The sequence below is a fragment of the Yoonia vestfoldensis genome, assembly GCF_002158905.1.
Taxonomy (GTDB): Bacteria; Pseudomonadota; Alphaproteobacteria; order Rhodobacterales; family Rhodobacteraceae; genus Yoonia; species Yoonia vestfoldensis_B.
On record NZ_CP021431.1, the window covers coordinates 2,074,516 to 2,094,233 of the forward strand.

16 protein-coding genes are annotated in these 19,718 nt (G+C 63.3%); 2 read left to right on the forward strand and 14 right to left on the reverse strand.

Annotated elements, in window-relative coordinates; all coding sequences use genetic code 11:
• Nucleotides 1–112 precede the first annotated feature (112 nt).
• The 5 genes from nusB to LOKVESSMR4R_RS10285 all read right to left on the reverse strand — a co-directional run bounded on the left by nusB (nt 113) and on the right by LOKVESSMR4R_RS10285 (nt 3,475).
• A complete protein-coding gene (nusB, locus tag LOKVESSMR4R_RS10265) occupies nt 113–580 on the reverse strand; it encodes a transcription antitermination factor NusB (protein WP_087208102.1) in 468 nt (155 codons plus the stop codon).
• Entirely contained in the window at nt 577–1,104 is a 528-nt protein-coding gene (locus LOKVESSMR4R_RS10270) for a 6,7-dimethyl-8-ribityllumazine synthase (protein WP_087208104.1), read from the reverse strand. Before LOKVESSMR4R_RS10270 ends, nusB begins: the two co-directional genes overlap by 4 nt.
• Entirely contained in the window at nt 1,104–2,234 is a 1,131-nt protein-coding gene (gene ribB / locus LOKVESSMR4R_RS10275) for a 3,4-dihydroxy-2-butanone-4-phosphate synthase (protein WP_087208106.1), read from the reverse strand. The genes LOKVESSMR4R_RS10270 and ribB overlap by 1 nt, the downstream gene beginning before the upstream one ends.
• Nucleotides 2,235–2,324: 90 nt before the next feature.
• Nucleotides 2,325–2,882 carry a hypothetical protein gene (locus LOKVESSMR4R_RS10280; protein WP_420645887.1) on the reverse strand — a complete coding sequence of 186 codons (558 nt, stop codon included), beginning with the start codon at nt 2,880–2,882 and terminating at the stop codon, nt 2,325–2,327.
• A complete protein-coding gene (locus tag LOKVESSMR4R_RS10285) occupies nt 2,879–3,475 on the reverse strand; it encodes a riboflavin synthase (RefSeq protein WP_087208109.1) in 597 nt (198 codons plus the stop codon). The genes LOKVESSMR4R_RS10280 and LOKVESSMR4R_RS10285 overlap by 4 nt, the downstream gene beginning before the upstream one ends.
• 129 nt (nt 3,476–3,604) lie before the next feature.
• Here LOKVESSMR4R_RS10285 and LOKVESSMR4R_RS10290 point away from each other — a divergent pair, with 129 nt between their 5' ends.
• Nucleotides 3,605–4,903: a capsule biosynthesis protein gene (locus LOKVESSMR4R_RS10290; RefSeq protein WP_087208111.1), complete on the forward strand. Its 1,299-nt coding sequence runs from the start codon at nt 3,605–3,607 to the stop codon at nt 4,901–4,903.
• Between the two features lie 9 nt (nt 4,904–4,912).
• The gene (locus tag LOKVESSMR4R_RS10295; protein ID WP_087208113.1) at nt 4,913–6,910 is read left to right on the forward strand and encodes a capsular polysaccharide biosynthesis protein; all 1,998 of its coding nucleotides are present in this window, start codon (nt 4,913–4,915) and stop codon (nt 6,908–6,910) included.
• A 51-nt stretch (nt 6,911–6,961) separates the two neighbouring features.
• Here the strand turns inward: LOKVESSMR4R_RS10295 and ribD are convergent, their stop codons facing one another.
• The 9 genes from ribD to LOKVESSMR4R_RS10340 form a co-directional block, all read right to left on the reverse strand.
• Complete coding sequence (gene ribD / locus LOKVESSMR4R_RS10300) at nt 6,962–8,041, reverse strand: bifunctional diaminohydroxyphosphoribosylaminopyrimidine deaminase/5-amino-6-(5-phosphoribosylamino)uracil reductase RibD (RefSeq protein WP_087208115.1); 1,080 nt, start codon at nt 8,039–8,041, stop codon at nt 6,962–6,964.
• Complete coding sequence (nrdR, locus tag LOKVESSMR4R_RS10305; RefSeq protein ID WP_087208117.1) at nt 8,038–8,508, reverse strand: transcriptional regulator NrdR; 471 nt, start codon at nt 8,506–8,508, stop codon at nt 8,038–8,040. Before nrdR ends, ribD begins: the two co-directional genes overlap by 4 nt.
• Nucleotides 8,509–8,776: 268 nt before the next feature.
• Nucleotides 8,777–10,756 (reverse strand): RNA polymerase sigma factor RpoD, encoded by a 1,980-nt coding sequence (gene rpoD, locus LOKVESSMR4R_RS10310; protein ID WP_087208119.1) that lies wholly within the window; start codon nt 10,754–10,756, stop codon nt 8,777–8,779.
• A 129-nt stretch (nt 10,757–10,885) separates the two neighbouring features.
• Nucleotides 10,886–12,850 carry a DNA primase gene (gene dnaG / locus LOKVESSMR4R_RS10315; RefSeq protein WP_087208121.1) on the reverse strand — a complete coding sequence of 655 codons (1,965 nt, stop codon included), beginning with the start codon at nt 12,848–12,850 and terminating at the stop codon, nt 10,886–10,888.
• A 90-nt stretch (nt 12,851–12,940) separates the two neighbouring features.
• Nucleotides 12,941–13,483, reverse strand: coding sequence for a sarcosine oxidase subunit gamma (locus tag LOKVESSMR4R_RS10320; RefSeq protein WP_087208123.1), 543 nt, complete (start codon nt 13,481–13,483; stop codon nt 12,941–12,943).
• Nucleotides 13,476–16,373, reverse strand: coding sequence for a sarcosine oxidase subunit alpha family protein (locus LOKVESSMR4R_RS10325; protein WP_087208125.1), 2,898 nt, complete (start codon nt 16,371–16,373; stop codon nt 13,476–13,478). Before LOKVESSMR4R_RS10325 ends, LOKVESSMR4R_RS10320 begins: the two co-directional genes overlap by 8 nt.
• Nucleotides 16,370–16,633, reverse strand: a complete 264-nt coding sequence (locus tag LOKVESSMR4R_RS10330) for a sarcosine oxidase subunit delta (protein ID WP_087208127.1) — start codon at nt 16,631–16,633, stop codon at nt 16,370–16,372. Before LOKVESSMR4R_RS10330 ends, LOKVESSMR4R_RS10325 begins: the two co-directional genes overlap by 4 nt.
• Nucleotides 16,634–16,659: 26 nt before the next feature.
• Nucleotides 16,660–17,913 carry a sarcosine oxidase subunit beta family protein gene (locus LOKVESSMR4R_RS10335; RefSeq protein WP_087213023.1) on the reverse strand — a complete coding sequence of 418 codons (1,254 nt, stop codon included), beginning with the start codon at nt 17,911–17,913 and terminating at the stop codon, nt 16,660–16,662.
• Between the two features lie 104 nt (nt 17,914–18,017).
• Complete coding sequence (locus tag LOKVESSMR4R_RS10340) at nt 18,018–19,457, reverse strand: Glu/Leu/Phe/Val family dehydrogenase (protein ID WP_087213027.1); 1,440 nt, start codon at nt 19,455–19,457, stop codon at nt 18,018–18,020.
• Nucleotides 19,458–19,718 lie beyond the last annotated feature (261 nt).

Consider the following 19,718-nt stretch of genomic DNA (forward strand, 5'->3'; position numbering starts at 1 on the left):
GACAGATTGGCTTTGACGCCAAGCTTTGACGCGCGGCCTCGGGATCATGGCGGTCCGGATGCCGCGCAAGCGCCGCATATCCAACGCCCTTGCCCGGCGGTCGCAGGCAGGCTCAGAACGCCTCTGGCTGTGCTTGGCGGGCCATATGGTCCAGCACGGCATTGACGAATTTGGGTTCCTTGCCGTCATGCGAAAACGCCTCGGCCACGGCGACGAATTCGCTGATCACCACCTTGGGCGGCGTGTCCTTGTCCAACAGCTCTGCCCCTGCCGCGCGAAACAATGCGCGCCATGTGGGGTCGATCCGCGCAATCGGCCATTTGGCCACCAGCGCGCGGTCGGTCATCTGGTCGATGCTGGCTTGCAGATCGACAGCGCGGTCCATCATCCGGCGGAAAGTGTCAACATCGCCTTCGACCAGTTCCACATCGTCGATCACCTCGCCGAAACGGTGGTCTTCGAATTCGCGCACAATCCCTTCGACGGTCTGGCCAGTGGCTTCCATCTGGAACAGGGCCTGCACCGCGTAATAGCGGGCGGCGGATTTCATCTTGCGACGCTGGTTATTGGAAATCGTCATCGAATCGTATCACCTGCCATCAAGATGTCGCGGGTAAAGCCCACGCCTTTTTCAGCCTTGCCCCATTTGCGCGCCAAAGCGACCAGATGCAATGCCGCCGCAGCCGCGCCGCCGCCTTTGTTCATCTGCGCGGGATCGGCGCGCACCGCCGCCTGCGCGTGGTTTTCCACCGTCAGGATGCCATTGCCGATGCACAGCCCCTGTAGCCCCAAGAGTTGCAGCGCGCGGCTGCTGTCATTGCAGACAGTGTCGTAATGCGTCGTCTCGCCCCGGATCACGCAGCCCAGCGCGACATAGCCGTCAAAATCGCCCATCCGCGCCGCGATGCCGATGGCGGTGGGAATTTCCAGCGCGCCGGGGACATGCACGATCTCATGCGTGGCACCGGCCTTTGCGATCTCGGCCAGGGCACCGGCGATCTGGTGATCGCTGATATCCTTGTAATAGGGCGAGGCGACGATCAGGATCTTCACCGGCTTGTCGAAATCCGGCAGCGGCAGGATATGGTGGGTAGGTCCGGCCATCAGCCAATCTCCGAGATTTTGCGGGTGCCGACGATTTCCAACCCATAGGCGTCAAGGCCGACAACGCGCGGCTTGGGGGAATTGGTCAGCAAGGTGATGTCATGCAGGCCCAGTGCCGACAGGATCTGCGCGCCCAGCCCATATTGGCGCAGGGTCTGGGGGGTCGCCTCTTCGCTTGGGTCCAGCTTCATATGCAGGTCGCGCAGCAGCACCAGCGCGCCGCGCCCTTCATCGGCGATCAGCTGCATCGCATCGCCGAATTCATTGCGCCGCCCCTTGGGGCCGACACCGACGACATCCAGCATCGGGTCCATCGCATGCATCCGCACCAGCACCGGATCAGCCGTGGTAATATCACCCTTGATCAGCGCGATATGTTCGGCCCCTTGGGTTTCATCGACAAAAATCCGCATTTCCCAATCGCCGCCGAATTCCGAGGTGATGGTCTGGCTGTCGCGCAACACGACCAGATTGTCATGGCGGCGGCGATAGGCGATCAGATCGCTGATCGTGCCGATTTTCAGCCCATGCAGCTGCGCAAAGGCGACCAGATCGGGCAGACGCGCCATTTCGCCGTCTTCCTTCATAATCTCGCAGATCACACCAGAGGGGTTCAGCCCCGCCAGCCGCGCGATATCGACCGCCGCTTCGGTATGGCCCGCACGGACCAGCACGCCACCATCGCGCGCGCGCAGCGGAAAGACATGCCCCGGCGTCGCGATATCGGCTGCGCCCTTGGCTGCATCGATAGCCACCGACACGGTGCGCGCGCGGTCAGCGGCGGAAATCCCGGTGCTGACGCCTTCGCGGGCCTCGATACTGACGGTAAAGGCGGTTTCATGGCGCGAGGAATTGTTGGACGCCATCAAGGGCAGGCCCAGCGCATCGATGCGGCTGCCGGGCAAGGACAAACAAATCAGCCCGCGCCCGTGTTTGGCCATGAAATTGATCGCATCGGGTGTCGCCATCTGGGCGGGGATCACCAGATCGCCTTCGTTCTCGCGGTCTTCGTGATCGACAAGGATGAACATCCGCCCGTTGCGGGCATCGTCGATGATGTCTTCGATCTTGCTGATCGCGTCGGACCAATCCAGTTCAACCGGACCCGGCGTTTCGAAAGTGATGGACATTGGCGACCCCGCAGCTTGGTTGTCTGCCAGATAGCCCAGCCTCCTGCATTTGAAAAGGGCTGCAAGGCGTAGGGTGGGTCTTGACCCACCTTACCCAAAGAACGCCTCGGCGCTGACATAGCCTGCCAGACGGGCCGCCGCGACCCATTCGCGTTCGAAATCGGTATCGCCCACCAGCACAAAGCGGTCGGCAGGCTGGCGCAGCGCGGCTGTCACCCCCTCCAGATCGCGGCGCATCGCCGACCAGCTGTCGGCAAAGCGTGGGGCGGCAAAGGCACGGTCTATCCCCGACAGCCCCGCCAGATGCGTGGGCGTGACAGGCCGATGCGCAAGGCCGTGGCGGGCGGTATTGACCAGCGTTTGCAGCCGCGCGGCACGGTCCGCAGGCATCGCCTGCCCGTCGCGCAAGACCCGCAAGGCATTGCTGGAAAACAGAAATCCGATCAGGTCATGCCCGTTACTGGCGCGGATACCGGCATAGGTCTTATAGGGCAGGCCCAGTTCGGCGGCGCGTTTGACACGCAGGCGCACGACCTCGATCGGCAGGACGGGCAGCAGGTCAGCCCGCGCCTTCGCCCATGCGAATTTGCGCCAGCTATGGCCGGGTTCCTGCGACAGGCGCGAGTTGTGCCCGATCCCCGCGATCACGCGTAATCCTGCAACCGCGCGACATAGCGGGCCATCGTGTCGATCTCGATATTGATCAGATCGCCCACCGCAACCTCGCCCCAGGTCGTCGCGGTCTTGGTATGGGGGATGAAATTGATCCCGAAATCGCGGCCTGCGACCTCGTTCACGGTCAGCGATGTGCCATCCAGCGCCACCGATCCCTTGGGCGCGATGAACCGGGCCAGCGCCTCTGGCGCGCGAAAGGTGACCCGCGTGCTGTCGCCTTCATCGCGCATCGCCACCACCTCGGCCACACCGTCCACATGGCCCGAAACGATATGCCCGCCCAATTCATCGCCCACTTTGAGCGCGCGTTCCAGGTTCAGCCTTTTGCCGACGCGCCAGCCGCCGACATTGGTGGCCCCCACGGTTTCCGCCGAAATCTGCACATCAAACCAATTCTGCGGCGCGCGGCCCAGGGCGATCACCGTCAGACAAACGCCATTGCAGGCAATCGAGGCCCCGATCTCGATCCCCGCCACGTCATAGCCGGTGCCGATCCGCGCGCGCAGATCGCCGCGCTGGTCGAGCTCTAGCACCTGCCCGATATCGGTAACAATTCCTGTGAACATGCGCTTTCCTTTCCGCTTGATCCTGACCTAGCGGCTTGCAGGCTGGCAAGCAAGACAGGCGGTTTGCCGCATTGCCGCCAGAATTGCGGTGTTAAGCTGGTGTTCAGTCTATTCAGTCAGTTCCATGGTATGAGTTCCCAGCGTCACTTCCTTTTCCTGCAAGGGCCGCATGGCCCGTTCTTTCGCCAGATCGCGGCGGCGCTGCGCAAATCCGGCGCAAGGGTCTGGCGCGTGGGTTTCAACGCGGGCGATGCGGCTTTCTGGTGGGGCAGCCCCGGCTATCTGCCGTTTCGTGACAGCCCCGACGCCTGGCCCGCCGCGCTGGCGCGCATCCTGCAAGACAAGCAGATCACCGATATCGTGCTCTACGGCGACACCCGCCCGATCCATGCCGAGGCTGTCCGCCAGGCCCGCGCCGCCGGCCTGCGCATCCATGTCTTTGAAGAAGGCTATCTGCGCCCCTATTGGGTCACCTATGAACGCGGCGGCAGCAATGGGCATTCGCAGCTGCGCGCCATGACCCTGGCCGAGATGCGCGCGCATCTGGCCCAGCCAGGCCATGACCAGCCGACGCCGCCTGCGCATTGGGGCGACATGCGCCAGCATATCTTTTACGGCGCGCTTTATCATTGGTTCGTGATGTTCCGGAACGCGCGCTATCCGCTGTTCCGCCCACACCGCGCCCTGCCCGTCCGGATCGAGGCGCAGCTTTACACCCGCCGCCTGCTGATGATGCCCTTCATGGCATTGCTGCGCGGGCTGGCCACGCTGCGCATCAAGGCGGGCGGCTATCCCTATCACCTGGTGTTGCTGCAACTGGAACATGATTCGAGCTTTCAGATCCATTCGCCCTTTCACGACATGGACAGCTTTATCGAGGTGACCATCGCGGGTTTCGCCAAAGGCGCACCGGCGGGGCATCACCTGGTGTTCAAAACCCATCCGCTGGAAAACGGGCGCAAACCGCTGCACCGGCTGATCCGGCAGGCCGCCGCTGCACGCGGCATCGCCCATCGCGTGCATTTCGTGCGCGGCGGCAAGCTGGCGCGGCTGCTCGATTCCGCACGGTCGGCGGTCACGGTCAATTCAACCGCAGGCCAGCAGGTGCTCTGGCGCGGCATCGCGCTGCGGATTTTCGGGGCGGCGGTCTATGACAAACCGGATTTCGTGTCCGACCAGCCCCTGCCCGCCTTTTTCGCGGCCCCGCGCCCCCCCGACGCGCAGGCCTATCGCGATTTCCGGCAATTCCTGCTGCAAACCAGCCAGGTGCCCGGCGGGTTCTATTCCGCCAAAGGCCGGCGCAACCTGATCCGGCAGCTTGCGCCGATGATGCTGGCGGATGCGGATCCCTATGCAGCGCCGCGCCTTAAGGGGCAGGGCTGCGATCTGCCCGCCCCGCCGCTGGCCAAGATCCAGCGCGTCGCATAGCCTGACGCGATGCCGGGTGAAATGCGCCAGAACCTCTATGTCTATTCAGGCGGCTTCCTGACCCAGCCGCGCATCCGGCGCATCCTGACTTTGGCGGGCTATGACATCCGGATCGGCGCGCCCGGTCCCGATGATCTGATCGGCGTCTGGGGCCATAGCCCCACCGCCCCGCGGGGCGAGGCCGTGGCGCGGCACAAAGGCGCGGGCCTGATCCGGGTCGAGGATAGCTTTCTGCGCTCGGTCCGGCCTGGACGGTCGGGTGATCTGCCCATCGGGCTGAACATCGACCGGCGCGGCGTGCATTTCGACCCGACAATGCCCTCTGATCTGGAAATGATCCTCGCCCATGATCCGCTCGATGATACCGCCCTGCTGACCCGCGCCAAGGCGGGGATCGCGGCGCTGCAAGCGGATCATCTGTCAAAATACAGCTGTTTTGATCCCAAAACCCCCACCCCAGAGCCGGGCTATGTGCTGGTCATCGACCAGACCCGCAAGGATGCCAGCATCACCGCCAGCGGTGCCGACAGCAACACATTCCGCGAAATGCTGTTTTACGCGCAGACCGACCATCCCGGCCAAAGGATCGTGATCAAGACCCATCCCGAAACCATCGCAGGCGATAAGGCGGGCTATTTCACCGCCGCCGATGCCAGCAACCGGATCAGCCTCTGCACGGCACCGGTCTCGCCCTGGGCGCTGTTGGCGGGGGCCACCGCCGTCTATACCGTCACATCGCAATTGGGGTTCGAGGCGATCCTTGCCGGGCATAAACCTGTGGTCTTTGGCGAGCCCTTCTATGCAGGCTGGGGGCTCAGCTGTGACCGCAACCCGGTGCAACGCCGCCAGCGGCGGCTGACGCGGGCGCAATTATTCGCAGGCGCGATGATCCTTTATCCGACATGGTACGACCCCTATCACGACCGGCTGTGCAGCATCGAAGAAGCCACCGCCACTCTGTCCGCCCTGACCCGCGCATGGCGTGACGACCACCAGGGCTGGGTCGCCGCCGATATGCGGCTGTGGAAACGCAAACCCCTGCAACAGGTCTTTGGGCAATATCAAAAACTGCGCTTTGCAGGCGGGGCCAAGGCCGCGGCACAGGCCAGCCAGACCAACCGCCGGCTGATGCGCTGGGCCAGCACCGATGCGCGCGACGCCGTGCTGGTCGAGGACGGGTTCCTGCGCTCGCGCGGGCTGGGCGCCGATCTGGTGGCGCCGCTCTCGCTCGTGCTGGACGATCTCGGGATCTATTACGACGCCACCCGGCCCAGCCGGCTGGAAAGCTTGATCGCCGGATCAACCAGGCTGCCCGCCGCCAAACGCGACCGGGCAGAGGCGCTGATCGCCCGGATCAGGGCGGCAGGCCTGTCGAAATACAACCTCCAAGCCCGCCGCCCGCTGCCCGCCTTACCCCAGGGGCGGCGGATTCTCGTCCCCGGCCAGGTCGAGGATGACGCCAGCCTCCGGCGCGGCGCAGGCGAGATCTGCACCAATGCGGCCCTGCTGCAAGCGGCGCGCGCGGCCAATCCCGCCGCCGTGATCCTCTATAAACCGCATCCCGATGTGCGCGCAGGCCTGCGCCCCGGCGCGGTGGCGAACGCGCGTGACTGGGCCGATCTGGTGCTGGAGGACGCCGACCCGATCGCCGCCATCAACGCCTGCGACAGCATCTGGACCATGACCTCGCTGCTGGGGTTCGAGGCTTTGTTGCACGACCGCCCCGTCACCTGCCTTGGAATGCCGTTTTACGCCGGCTGGGGGCTGACCGATGACCGCGCCATGCCGATTGCGCGGCGCAACAAAACGATAGACCTGACAGCGCTGGTCCATGCCACGCTGATCGCCTATCCGCGCTATCACGACCCCGTCAGCGGCCTGCCCTGCCCGGTCGAGGTGATCGTGGACAGGCTCACCCATGGCGATATCCCGCCCGCCACCCGGCTCAACCGCGCCACGGCGAAATTGCAAGGGCTCTTCGCCAGCGCAGCCCCCTTGTGGCGTTAACTTCTTTTTTCCAAAAATACTCCGGGGGTCGGGGCAGCGCCCCGTGCAAAGCTAGACCCGCCGCCACCGCGCCATGACATCATCGCCCAGACGCGCCAGATCATGCAGCGCAAAACGCGGCGCATCGGCCAGCGGGCCAATCCCCATCGCGGCCAGCGCGGGCGTGCCTTCGGCCCCGATGGCACAGCCTGCGGTCATGACCACCAGCTCGTCGACCAGCCCCGCCCCCAGCAAAGAGGCCGCCAGCATCCCGCCGCCTTCGCAAAAGACCCGCGTCAGCCCCGCACCCGCCAGCACCTGCATCATCGCCTCGGGCGCGACCTGTCCCGCGCGCAAGGCGCAAGGCAGGCTGACAGCGCCCAGCGCCACCCAATCGGCGACATCGGCGCGCGGGCCGTGACAGATCCAGACCGGCGATTGTTTCGCCGTTTGCGCCAATTGGCTGGTCAGCGGCAGTTTTGCCGCGCGCGAGACGACGATGCGCACAGGCTGGCGGGTGATGCCAAGGCCGCGCACATTCAGCGCCGGATCATCGGCGCGCAATGTCCCGGCCCCCACCAGCACCGCATCATGGCGCGCACGCATCATATGCACCGCGCGGCGGGCCTCTGGCCCGGTGATCCATTGGCTGTCACCGCTGGCCGTGGCGATCCGGCCATCGAGCGAGCCCGCCAGCTTGAGCGTCACAAAAGGCCGCCCCGCGGTGATCCGCGCCAAAAACCCGGCATGATCGGCGCGGGCCTGATCGGAGAGCAGCCCCGTTTCCACCACGATCCCCGCCTGTTCCAGCATCGCAATCCCGCGACCGGCCACGCGCGGATCAGGATCATCCAGCGCCACCACCACCCGCGCCACGCCCGCCGCGATCAGCGCCTGCGCGCAGGGCGGGGTTTTGCCGTGATGGGCGCAGGGTTCCAGCGTGACATAGACCGTGGCACCACGCGCGGCATCACCCGCCTGCGCCAAGGCCATGACCTCGGCATGGGGCCGTCCGCCATCCTGCGTCCAGCCGCGCCCAAGAATGCGGCCATGGCCCACAATCACGCAGCCCACGGCCGGATTGGGCCAGACACGGCCCATCCCGCGCCGCCCCAATTGCAGCGCCAAGGCCATGTAGCGGGCGTCGGTCACTCGTCTTCTTTGGCGACTTGCGGGCGCAATTCACTGACGAATTTGTCGAAATCATCCGCCGCCTGGAAATTCTTATAGACGCTGGCGAACCGCACATAGGCCACCGTGTCGATCCTTGCGAGGCTTTCCATCACGATCTCGCCGATGGTGCCTGACGGGATATCGGTATCGCCCAGGCTTTCGAGCCGGCGCACGATGCCGCTGATCATCTGATCCATGCGTTCAGGTTCCACGGGGCGTTTTTGCAGCGCGATGCGGATCGAGCGTTCCAGCTTCTGGCGGTCGAAATCCTCGCGCCGACCGTTGGATTTGATCACCACCAGATCGCGCAGCTGCACGCGTTCATAGGTGGTGAACCGCCCGCCACAGGCCGGACAGAACCGTCTGCGCCTGATTGCGACATGATCCTCGGCGGGGCGGGAATCCTTGACCTGGGTATCGACATTTCCGCAAAAAGGGCAACGCATGAAGGGTCCTTTGGGTCTATGTGTTGGGGCAAGACCCCACTTATCCACAGCCACTATAAGAACCCGGCTTGGTTTTGGGTAGGGGGGAATTTAGACCGCTAGATGCGGTGGCAAATGCCAGGCCCACCGCGCGGCACCGGCAAGACAAAGCCCGCGTCAATCGCCGTTGCAACGATCCCGCGGGCCATGAAGATCTGCATGCGCGACGCAGGCGGTTTGGGCAACCTGCGCCCTGCCGATCACAACCGGCAAGGCGGGTATGGCCGCGTTACTGGTCGAGGAAGGACCGCAATTTGCGGCTGCGGCTGGGATGCTTGAGCTTGCGCAGCGCCTTGGCCTCGATCTGGCGGATACGTTCGCGGGTCACGCTGAACTGCTGGCCGACCTCTTCGAGCGTGTGATCCGTGTTCATCCCGATCCCGAACCGCATCCGCAACACGCGTTCTTCACGCGGCGTCAGCGAGGCCAGCACGCGGGTCGTGGTTTCCTTGAGGTTTTCCTGGATCGCGCTGTCCAGCGGCAGGATCGCATTCTTATCCTCGATGAAATCGCCAAGCTGGCTGTCTTCTTCATCGCCGATCGGCGTTTCCAGCGAAATCGGCTCTTTGGCGATTTTCATCACCTTGCGAACCTTTTCCAAAGGCATTTGCAGCTTTTCGGCCAATTCCTCGGGCGTGGGTTCGCGGCCGATTTCATGCAGCATCTGGCGGCCGGTGCGGACCAATTTATTGATCGTCTCGATCATATGCACCGGAATCCGGATCGTGCGCGCCTGATCCGCGATGGACCGGGTGATCGCCTGCCGGATCCACCATGTCGCATAGGTGCTGAATTTATAGCCGCGGCGATATTCGAATTTATCGACGGCCTTCATCAGGCCAATGTTACCTTCTTGAATAAGATCAAGGAATTGCAGGCCACGGTTGGTGTATTTCTTGGCAATCGAGATGACCAGACGCAGGTTCGCCTCGACCATTTCCTTTTTCGCCTGCCGCGCCTCTTTTTCGCCCTTCTGGACCTGTTGGACGATGCGGCGGAATTCGGTGATATCAACGCCGACATATTGGCCGACCTGGGCCATATCGTTGCGCAATTCCTCGATCTTGTCGGTCGATTTCTCAACCAAAGCCTGCCAGCCACGGCCCGATTTCGCCGCCATCTGTTCCAGCCAGTTCGGGTCCAATTCGCGACCGCGATATTCGTCGATGAATTCGCGGCGGTTGATCCGGGCCTGATCGGCCAGTTTCACCATGGCGCTGTCAATCGACATGATCCGGCGGTTGATCCCATAAAGCTGGTCGATCAGCGCCTCGATCCGGTTGTTGTGCAGATGCAGCGAATTGACCAGTACCACGATTTCAGACCGCAGCGTCTGATAGCGTTCTTCCTCTTTCACCGAAAAGGACGAATCCTCGTTCAAGGTCGCGGACATCCGCGCATCCTGCATGTCGGACAAATCGGCAAAGCCACGCGCGATGATTTCCAGCGTTTCAAGAACGCGCGGCTTGAGCGCAGCCTCCATCGCGGCCAGCGACATATTCGCCTGATCGTCGTCCTCGTCGTCGTCATCCTTGCTGATCGGGTTGCCATCGGCGTCCAGCTCGGTGCCGCTATCGGCCTTGTCCTCGGATACAGGCGCAGAGGTGACGACGGATTCGACATCGCCATCCTCGCCCAATTGGTTGCCAAAGGTGGTTTCAAGATCGATCACATCGCGCAGCAGAATATCCTCTGACAGCAATTCGTCGCGCCAGATGGTGATCGCCTGAAAGGTCAGCGGGCTTTCGCAAAGCCCCAGGATCATCGTGTTGCGCCCGGCCTCGATCCGCTTGGCGATGGCGATCTCGCCTTCGCGCGACAAAAGTTCGACCGAGCCCATTTCGCGCAGATACATGCGCACAGGGTCATCGGTGCGGTCCAGCTTTTCCGCCTCGGCCCCGCCGATGGCCACATCGCGCGACCCCGAAACGGTGGCGATATCCGTGCCGCCGGCGCCATCATCGGTTTCTTCTGATTCTTCTTCCTCGGTGACCTGGATGCCCATTTCGGACAGCATCGACATCACATCCTCGATCTGGTCAGAGGACACCTGTTCAGGCGGCAGGACGGCATTCAGCTGGTCATAGGTGATATAGCCGCGTTCGCGTGCATCCGCGATCATCCGCTTGACCGCGGCCTGGCTCATATCAAGGCTGATATCCCCATCCTGGTCGTTGTCCTTGCGATCATCGGTGTCTTTCGCAGCCATCAAAGGGACCCTTCCAAGTCGTCGTTACGCAGCCAGGGTGATTCGGCTGATTCGGTCATTCCCGAATCAACCCTGCATCGGCGTGAACCGCAAGCAGGCGACCGCGTGTTTTTCTGTTCTGTTGCCATGTCATGACCTAGGCCGGTCCTGCCGCTTGGCAAAATTGATCTGGTCGAGCAATTGGTCCAATGCACTGCGCTCGTCCTTCTTCATTCGCGCCCCGTTGGGGCCAACCGCATATTCGGCGCGGTCCTCGTTATCGCCGCGACCGGCCTTGTCCACCGCCGCACTGGCCTGCGCCAGCCGCCATGTCAGCCCCTCATCGGCCAGCCCGCCAAGGTCTTCGACCGCATCCTCGATCTCGCGGGCATGGCCGCGTCGGGCGGTCAGTTTCGCGAATTCCTCGGCCAGGCAGAGCCGCGCAACCTCGCCCTGCCCTTTGCGGCGCACGGCGGGGCTGATTGCGACATGGCTTTGCGACAGCAGCTTTTCAAGGGCTTCCGCCCCCAGATCCTGTGAAATAGCGGTTTCCAGATCGGCATGGCCAAGATGACGCAAAATCGCCGCCTGCAGGTCACGATGGGCCGGATCGCGGCAATCGATCCGTTCCAGCGCATCGCCGAATTCGACCGCAACCTGCGGCGCGACAATCATCGTGGCCAAAATCACCGCCTCGCGCAGATGGTCCTGATTGACAGCCCCCGCCCCCAGCACCGAATTGCGGGCGGTGGCGACGGGGCTGATCGCGCGTTTCCACGGATCGGCATTGCGCGACCATGTCCCCGCCTGCGCCTGGCGCGCGGCCGGGCGGCGGGTGCTGAACAAGGCCCAGCGCATCTCCTTGATCGCCTCGCCGTAATGCGCCCGGATAGAAGGATCAGCGATCAGCTTGATCTTGTCGCGCAGGGCCTTGTCCAAGGCGGCCTTGCGTTCGGGGCTGTCGAAACTCTTGCCTTCGGTCTCGCGCTGCCACAGCAATTGCACCATCGGGATCGCGGCATCCAGCAGCTTTTGCATCGCGCCCGCGCCTTGGGTCTTGATCACATCATCAGGGTCCAGCCCCGGCGGCATCAGCGCGAAACGCAAGCTTTGCCCCGCCTCCAGCAGCGGCAGCGCGATATCGATCAGGCGCATCGCGGCGCGCAGACCTGCGGTATCACCATCCAGCGCGATGATCGGCTCGGGGGCGATCCGCCACAACAAACGCAGCTGATCCTCGGTGATCGCAGTGCCAAGCGGGGCGACCGTGGCGGTGAACCCCGCCTCGACCAGCGCGATCACATCCATATAGCCCTCGGCCACGACCAAGGGCTTGCCCTTGCCCGCCGCCTCGCGGGCGGGGCCATGGTTGAACAGGCTGCGGCCCTTGTCGAACAGCGGCGTTTCGGGGGAATTGTAATATTTGGCCGGATGGTTGGGGTCCATCGCACGGCCGCCCATGCCGATGGCGCGGCCGCGCGCGTCGCGAATCGGAAAGATAATCCTGCCCCGAAACCGGTCATAAGGCGCGCCACCGCGGTCACTTTCCGCGGCAATCCCGGCGGCGATCACCAGCTTGGGGTCCACCCCCTGGCCGGTCAGATGGGCAAAAGCCCCGCCATTGGCCGGGGCAAAGCCGATATCCCAACGCGCCTGCGCCTGCGCGCTCAACCCGCGCCGCGCCAGATAGTCGCGCGCCTCGGCGGCGGCACCCGTCTGCAATTGCAAGCGGTGCCATTGGATCACCTTTTCCACGACATCAACCAGCTGGCCGCGCAGATCGGCCTTTTGCTGGGCCTGCGGATCACGCTGGGGCATCGGCATCCCGGCCTCGCCCGCAAGGATCTTTACCGCTTCCATGAAATCGACATTCTCGGTCTCGCGGACAAAGGAAATCGCATCGCCCTTGGCATGACAGCCAAAGCAATAATAATAGCCCTTGCGGTCATCGACGTGGAAACTGGCGCTTTTCTCTTGGTGAAACGGGCATGGCGCCCAAAGATCGCCCTTGCCGGGGTTGGATTTGCGGCTATCCCACATGACCTTGCGCCCGACGACCTGTCCAAGCGACAGCCGGTTGCGCAATTCGTCCAGAAATCCGGGTGGCAAGCTCATGCGCGCAGTATCCGCCTTTTGCAGGCAAAGGCCAATCCCATCTTCCGAGTAAAAATATCCCCGCCGGAGGCCTCGGTCAGACGCGCAGCGTCAGGCCGATCCGCGCGCCGCCACACCAGTCATCGCCTGCTGCAGATCATGCACCAAGGACGCCGCCATGGACCGCATCACCATCACCTCGAAGGCCTGCGCGCCCGTGCGGGTGATGGCGACCGGCAGATGGCCCAGCAGGCTGCGGGCGCTGTGATTGACCTTGAAAGTGGCGGCGCGCAGATCCAGCGGCACCAGACGCGCCAGCACCGCCTCGACCGACGGCCCTGCGATTTCCAGCGTGGCATAGCCGTCGGATTGATCCGTCACCGCCGCCAGCCCCGCCAGCGTCACAGGGGCGCTGACGATCCATGCGTCATGGCCGATCCATTGGCAAATCACATCACCCGCCGCCTTGCGCCGCCCGACAGCGGGCAGGCGCAGCCCAAGCTGGACCTTCAAAGCTGCCGATACCGCCTGTTGCTGGCCGCGATAGGGCGCGATGCAAAACAGCGCATCACGCATGACCTCGGTGCAGGTCACATCGCCCAGCTGCAAGGGCAAACGATCGCCAAAGGCGCCAAGTGCGATCAACCTAGCCACGGGCGCGTCCTCCCTCTGGGTCAAAAAACACCGGATCGCAAACCTCTGCCAATGTGTCCACACCGCGCAGATGGTCGACCATGCGGATCACCTCGCCATGCCGGTCGGGGCCGTTTTTCAGGAAAGCCAGCCCCAGATAGCAATCCAGCGTCGGCGAATAACAGGCCGATGTGACATAGCCCTGATCATTGGCGGTGACCGCCTTGGCCTCTTTGGGGAACAGATGTGCACCGGCCGTCAGGCGGCGCCCCTCTTCCACGGCGCGCAGACCGACCAGCCTTTCGCGGGCCGGGTCCAGCAGACCGGGGCGCTGTGCTGCGGCCTGTCCGATGCAATCTTTGGCATTGCTGAACATCCCCGCCAGCCCCAGATCATAGGCCGTGCTGCGCCCGTGCAATTCGGCATGGGTCAAAAAGCCTTTTTCGATGCGCAGCACATTCAGCGCCTCTATCCCGTAAGGGCCGCCCCCCAAAGTGCGCGCCTGTGCGGCGAGCTGCCGGAACAGGCTTTCGCCATAGCGCGCGGGCACGGCGATCTCGAAGGCGGTTTCACCGGAAAAGGAAATCCGGAACATCCGGCCCGCCACGCCACCGATCCCCACCGCACCGCAAGCCATGAACGGCCAGTCGTCATTGCTGATCTGGTCGTCCAGCACGGTATTCAGCAACATCTGCGCCCGTGGTCCCGCGACCGAGAATTGCGCCCAATGATCCGTGACCGACACGATCCGCGCGTCAAGATCGGGACGCAGGGCCTGGGTGACAAATTCCAGATGGCGCATCACCTGCCCTGCGGCGGCGGTCGTGGTGGTGATCACGAAATGATCCGGTGCCAGACGCGCGGCGGTGCCGTCATCCATCACGAACCCATCCTCGCGCAGCATCAGCCCATAGCGCACCCGCCCCACCTGAAGCGTGGACATGCGATTGGTATAGACAAAATCGAGCAGCGCCGCCGCATCCGGCCCCTGCACATCGATCTTGCCCAAGCTCGACACATCGCAGATGCCGACCGCATTGCGCACATAGCCGACCTCGCGGTCGCAGGATTGCCGCCAGCTGACCTCGGCTTCCAGCGGGAAATAGCTGGGGCGATACCACAGCCCCGCCTCGATCATCGGCGCGCGTGCGGCGACACTTGCATGATGCGAGGTCATCAGGCGCGAAGGCGCAAACCCCTTGCCCTGCCCGCCTGCGCCCATCGCGGCGATGCTGACCGGCACGAAAGGCGGGCGGAATGTCGTGGTCCCGGTCTCGGGGATGGCGCGCCCGGTCAGATCGGCCAGCACTGCCAGCGCCAGCACATTGGATGATTTGCCCTGATCAGGCGCCATGCCTTGGGTGGTATAGCGTTTCATGTGTTCGACGCTGCGCATGTTTTCCTGTGCCGAGAGCGCGATATCCTTGATCGTCACGTCATTCTGGAAATCGACCCATTTGCGCCCCTTGCCTGCCACTTCCCACAAAGGCGCGATCGCATAGGCGCGGGACTCGGCATTGGGCAGCGTCACCTCGGGTGTGAACCCCAGATCGCGGGCGATGGCTGCGGCCACCTCTGCCCCGTCGCGCAGACAGCCCGCTGTGTCAAAGGTGCCGTTGCAAGCCCCCGCCACGGCCATGCCGGGGATCGCATCGGGCGTCGGCACAAAGGCCGCGATATCCTCGCGCCAGGCGGGCCGCCCGTTCATGTGACAGGTCAGATGCACCGCAGGGTTCCAGCCGCCGGATATGGCCAGACAATCGGTCTGGATCACCCGCGTGCCGCCCTGATGGGTTACGGTGATGCTGGTCAACCCGCGCCGTCCGGTTGTCGCCGTCACGCTGCCGCCGCGATAGACCGGATAATCCGCCGTGACCTGCACATCGGCGCGGGCATCGATCAGCCCCGCGATCTTGATCCCCGCCGCCGCCAGATCGCGCGCGGTGCGATGCGCATCATCATTATTGCCAAAAACCGTGACCGCGCGGCCGGGCGCCACGCCCCAGCGGTTGACATAGGCGCGCACCGCCCCCGCCAGCATGATGCCGGGCCGGTCATTGTCAGGGAAAGCAATAGGCCGTTCCAGCGCACCGGCGCAAAGCATCGACCGCTTGGCCACGATCCGCCAGAAACATTCAACCGGCGCGCCCGCAACCGTGATCCGTTCCAGCGCGCCGTAAGTGCCCTGGTCATAAGCGCCGGTCACGCTCGTGCGCGGCATCAGACGCACATTGGGCATGGCGCGCAATTGCGCCAGCATATCGGCAACCCAAGCGCTGCCGGGCTGGCCATCGACATCCTCGATCTCGCGCAGCAGACGGCCGCCCATGGCGCTGTCTTCATCGGCAAGGATCACGTCCACACCTGCCCGCCCTGCGGTCAGTGCCGCCATCAGCCCCGCAGGCCCCGCGCCAATCACCAACAGATCGCAAAAGGCGAATGCCTTTTCATAGCTTTCGGCAATGGCCTGCCCGCTTAACCGGCCAAGCCCTGCCGCGCGGCGGATCACCGGCTCATAGAGCTTTTCCCAAAAGGACGCGGGCCACATGAAGGTCTTGTAATAGAACCCCGCCCCCAGAAACGGCGACAGAAGGTCATTCACCGCCAGCGCATCATGGCGCAGGCTGGGCCAGGCGTTCTGGCTGAACACCTCTAACCCTGCGGCCACTTCGACCATTGTGGCGCGCTGGTTGGGGTCCTGCGCCGCGCCGCGCCCTACGGTGACCAGCGCATTGGGTTCTTCGGACCCGGCGGTCAGCACGCCGCGCGGGCGGTGGTATTTGAACGACCGTCCCATCAGCCTGATCCCGCTGGCCAGCAGCGCGGCAGCGACAGGTTCACCCGGCACGCCTTGCACGGGTTTGCCGTCAAAGGTGAAGGTCACGGTCTGGCCGGGGTTGCGCAGCCTCATGATGCGGCCTTTTGCGCAAGTTTGGTGCCATGGACCGCATGGGTCAGCGTGTTGCGCGACACGACGATCCACGCGCCGCACCCGGCCTCATGATACCACAGATCGCTTGTGTCGCCTGCGGGGTTGTCGCGGTTATGCAGGTAATCATCCCAGGCGTCAGGCCCCGCATCGGATGCGGGGCGGGTCAGCGCTGTGGCATCGCCCATATAGTAAAATTCGCGCCGGTCCCTTTCGCCGCAATGGGGGCATTTAATCCGCATGTGCTCTGTCGCTCATCTGATCTGTCCTAATGCAGGTTATGCTGCGATCCGGTGCCTTCTTCATCCATCAGCCCGACGCCGCTGCGGAACCGGTCCAGCCGGAATTTCGCAGCCGTGGCATGGGGTTGGCCGGTCGCCATCAGATGCGCAAAGGCAAAGCCAGAGGCGGGCACGGCCTTGAACCCGCCATAGCACCAGCCACAATCAATAAACAAACCCTTGGTCGGGGTGGTGTCGATGATCGGGCTGCCGTCGGGGGTCATATCCATGATCCCGCCCCAGGACCGCAAGACACGCGCCTTGCCGATCATCGGCATCAGGGTCATCGCGGCCTCCATCACATGTTCGGCCATCGGCAGGTTGCCGCGCGCGGCGTAAGAGGCATAAAAATCCAGATCGCCGCCAAAGACCAGCCCGCCCTTGTCGGATTGGCTGATATAGAAATGGCCCATGCCGAAACTGACGACATGGTCGATCACGGGTTTCAGCCCTTCGGTGACAAAGGCCTGCAAAACATGGCTTTCGATCGGCAGGCGCATCCCCGCCATGGCCGCGACCTGCCCCGACCGGCCTGCGGTGACGATGCCCACCTTGCGCGCCTTGATCGCGCCGCGCGTGGTCTGCACGCCGGTGACGACGCCGTTTTCGATATCGATGCCGGTGACTTCGCAATTCTGGATCAGATCGACGCCGCGCTGGTCGGCCGCGCGCGCATAGCCCCAAGCCACCGCATCATGGCGCGCCGTGCCGCCGCGCGGGTGATAAAGGCCGCCATAGATCGGAAAGCGCGCATTGTCGAAATCGAGATAGGGCAGATGGCTGCGCAGATTGTCGCGGTCCAGCAGGATCGCATCATCGCCCTGGTTGATCATCGCATTGCCGCGGCGCACGAAAGCATCGCGCTGGCCGTCGGAATGGAACAGGTTGATCAGCCCACGCTGCGAATGCATCACGTTGTAGTTGAGGTCGCGCTCCATCCCTTCCCAGAGTTTCAGCGAATGGGAATAGAATTCCTGATTGCCCGGCAGAAAGTAATTGGCGCGCACGATGGTCGTGTTGCGCCCGATATTGCCGCTGCCGATATGGCCTTTTTCCAGCACGGCGATATTGGTCATCCCGTGTTCGCGGGCAAGGTAATAGGCCGTGGCCAGACCATGCCCACCACCGCCGATGATGATCGCGTCATAGCGCGGTTTGGGGGCGGGATCACGCCAAAGCGGTTTCCAGCCTTTCTGGCCGAACACCGCTTCCTTGATGATCTGAAACCCCGAATAGCCCATGCTATGCCCCTTGCCGCGCAAGCCCAACTCTAGCCGATTGGCGGCGGACCGAAAGGGCAAATGCGGCTGTAGGGTGGATCATGATCCACCTTACATTTCAGCCCCTACAGCCCTTTGGCGCGGTAGCTGTCGGCGACCTTGCGGATCGATACCAGATAGGCCGCCGTGCGCAGATCATGCACATCATCGCGGCCATGCCAGACCGCGCGCATCGCCTGATAGGCGGCGCGCATCGTATCATCGAGCCCCGAACGCACCAGTTCCAGCTCATCCGCGCCGCGCAGGTATTTTTCCTTGAAATCAGGCGACAAGGTCCAGCCAAGCCCTTTGTCGGCGGACAGCCGTTCCAATTCATCCACGACCAGCTGGTGGCGCGATTCTTCCTGCCGGCGCTGCATCCGGCCAAAGCGGATATGCGACAGGTTCTTGACCCATTCGAAATAGGACACCGTCACGCCGCCCGCATTGGCATACATATCGGGGATGATCACGCAGCCCTTGTCGCGCAGGATTTCATCGGCACCGGCGGTCACCGGGCCATTCGCGGCCTCGATGATCAGCGGGGCCTTGATGCGGTCGGCATTCGTCAGATTGATCACCGCCTCCAGCGCGGCAGGGATCAGGATGTCGCATTCCGCCTCGAGCATCGCGGCACCGTCGGGGATATGCTTGGCATGGGGGTAATTGGCAACGCCGCCATTCTTGGTGATCCAGGCGCGGACAGATTCGACATTCAGCCCTTTTTCATCATGCAGCGCCCCGTCGCGTTCGATGATCGCGGTGATCCGCGCGCCATCTTCTTCGGACAGGAATTTGGCGGCGTGATAGCCGACATTGCCCAAACCCTGCACGATGACGCGCTTGCCATCAAGCGTGCCGGTCATCTGCGCCTTGGCCACATCCTCGGGATAGCGGAAAAATTCGCGCAACGCATATTGCACGCCACGCCCCGTCGCCTCGACCCGGCCGGCGATGCCGCCTGCATTGGTGGGCTTGCCGGTGACACAGGCGGCGGCGTTGATATCGGTGGTGTTCATGCGGCGGTATTGATCCGCGATCCAGGCCATTTCACGCTCGCCCGTGCCCATATCGGGGGCGGGCACGTTCTGGGCGGGGTTGATCAGGTCGCGCTTGATCAATTCATAGGCGAAACGGCGGGTGATCAATTCCAGCTCATGTTCATTCCAATCGGCGGGATTGATCCGCAACCCGCCTTTGGAGCCGCCAAAAGGCGCCTCGACCAGCGCGCATTTATAGGTCATCAGCGCGGCCAGCGCCTCGACCTCGTCCTGGTGGACGTTGATGGCGAAACGGATGCCGCCCTTGACCGGTTCCATATGTTCCGAATGGACCGAGCGATAGCCGGTAAACGTGTGCAGCGCGCCGCGCAGGCGCACACCGAAACGCACCGTATAGGTTGCATTGCAAACCCTGATCTTTTCTTCCAGCCCGGGGCTGAGATCCATCAGGGCAACGGCACGGTTGAACATCAGATCGACGGATTCGCGGAAACTGGGTTCCTGCGCGGGATCGTGGGCGTTCATTGTCTTTCCTTCCTTGCCCGGCGCTGCGCCGGGTCTGTTCGGGCGCGTCACGGCCCAGCGCCAGCATAGGGACGATTCGCTAAAACTGGATGAGAAAATAGGCAATTTTGAAAAAACAGACGATTTGCCCGCCAGTATGCCTCGGCTCCGGACAATCGGCTGCAGGCCTTTGTTTCGCCATAATGAACAGTCATGTGCGTTTAACCAGACTGTCCCCAAATCGTTCCTAAACAGCGCATTTCATTCCACAAATCTTAACAT

Coding starts and splice junctions, on each gene's coding strand:
- nusB (WP_087208102.1), bottom strand. CDS start 580: ATGACGATTTCCAATAACCAGCGTCGCAAGATGAAATCCGCCGCCCGC.
- LOKVESSMR4R_RS10270 (WP_087208104.1), bottom strand. CDS start 1,104: ATGGCCGGACCTACCCACCATATCCTGCCGCTGCCGGATTTCGACAAG.
- ribB (WP_087208106.1), bottom strand. CDS start 2,234: ATGTCCATCACTTTCGAAACGCCGGGTCCGGTTGAACTGGATTGGTCC.
- LOKVESSMR4R_RS10285 (WP_087208109.1), bottom strand. CDS start 3,475: ATGTTCACAGGAATTGTTACCGATATCGGGCAGGTGCTAGAGCTCGAC.
- LOKVESSMR4R_RS10290 (WP_087208111.1), top strand. CDS start 3,605: ATGAGTTCCCAGCGTCACTTCCTTTTCCTGCAAGGGCCGCATGGCCCG.
- LOKVESSMR4R_RS10295 (WP_087208113.1), top strand. CDS start 4,913: ATGCCGGGTGAAATGCGCCAGAACCTCTATGTCTATTCAGGCGGCTTC.
- nrdR (WP_087208117.1), bottom strand. CDS start 8,508: ATGCGTTGCCCTTTTTGCGGAAATGTCGATACCCAGGTCAAGGATTCC.
- rpoD (WP_087208119.1), bottom strand. CDS start 10,756: ATGGCTGCGAAAGACACCGATGATCGCAAGGACAACGACCAGGATGGG.
- dnaG (WP_087208121.1), bottom strand. CDS start 12,850: ATGAGCTTGCCACCCGGATTTCTGGACGAATTGCGCAACCGGCTGTCG.
- LOKVESSMR4R_RS10325 (WP_087208125.1), bottom strand. CDS start 16,373: ATGAGGCTGCGCAACCCCGGCCAGACCGTGACCTTCACCTTTGACGGC.
- LOKVESSMR4R_RS10330 (WP_087208127.1), bottom strand. CDS start 16,633: ATGCGGATTAAATGCCCCCATTGCGGCGAAAGGGACCGGCGCGAATTT.
- LOKVESSMR4R_RS10335 (WP_087213023.1), bottom strand. CDS start 17,913: ATGGGCTATTCGGGGTTTCAGATCATCAAGGAAGCGGTGTTCGGCCAG.
- LOKVESSMR4R_RS10340 (WP_087213027.1), bottom strand. CDS start 19,457: ATGAACGCCCACGATCCCGCGCAGGAACCCAGTTTCCGCGAATCCGTC.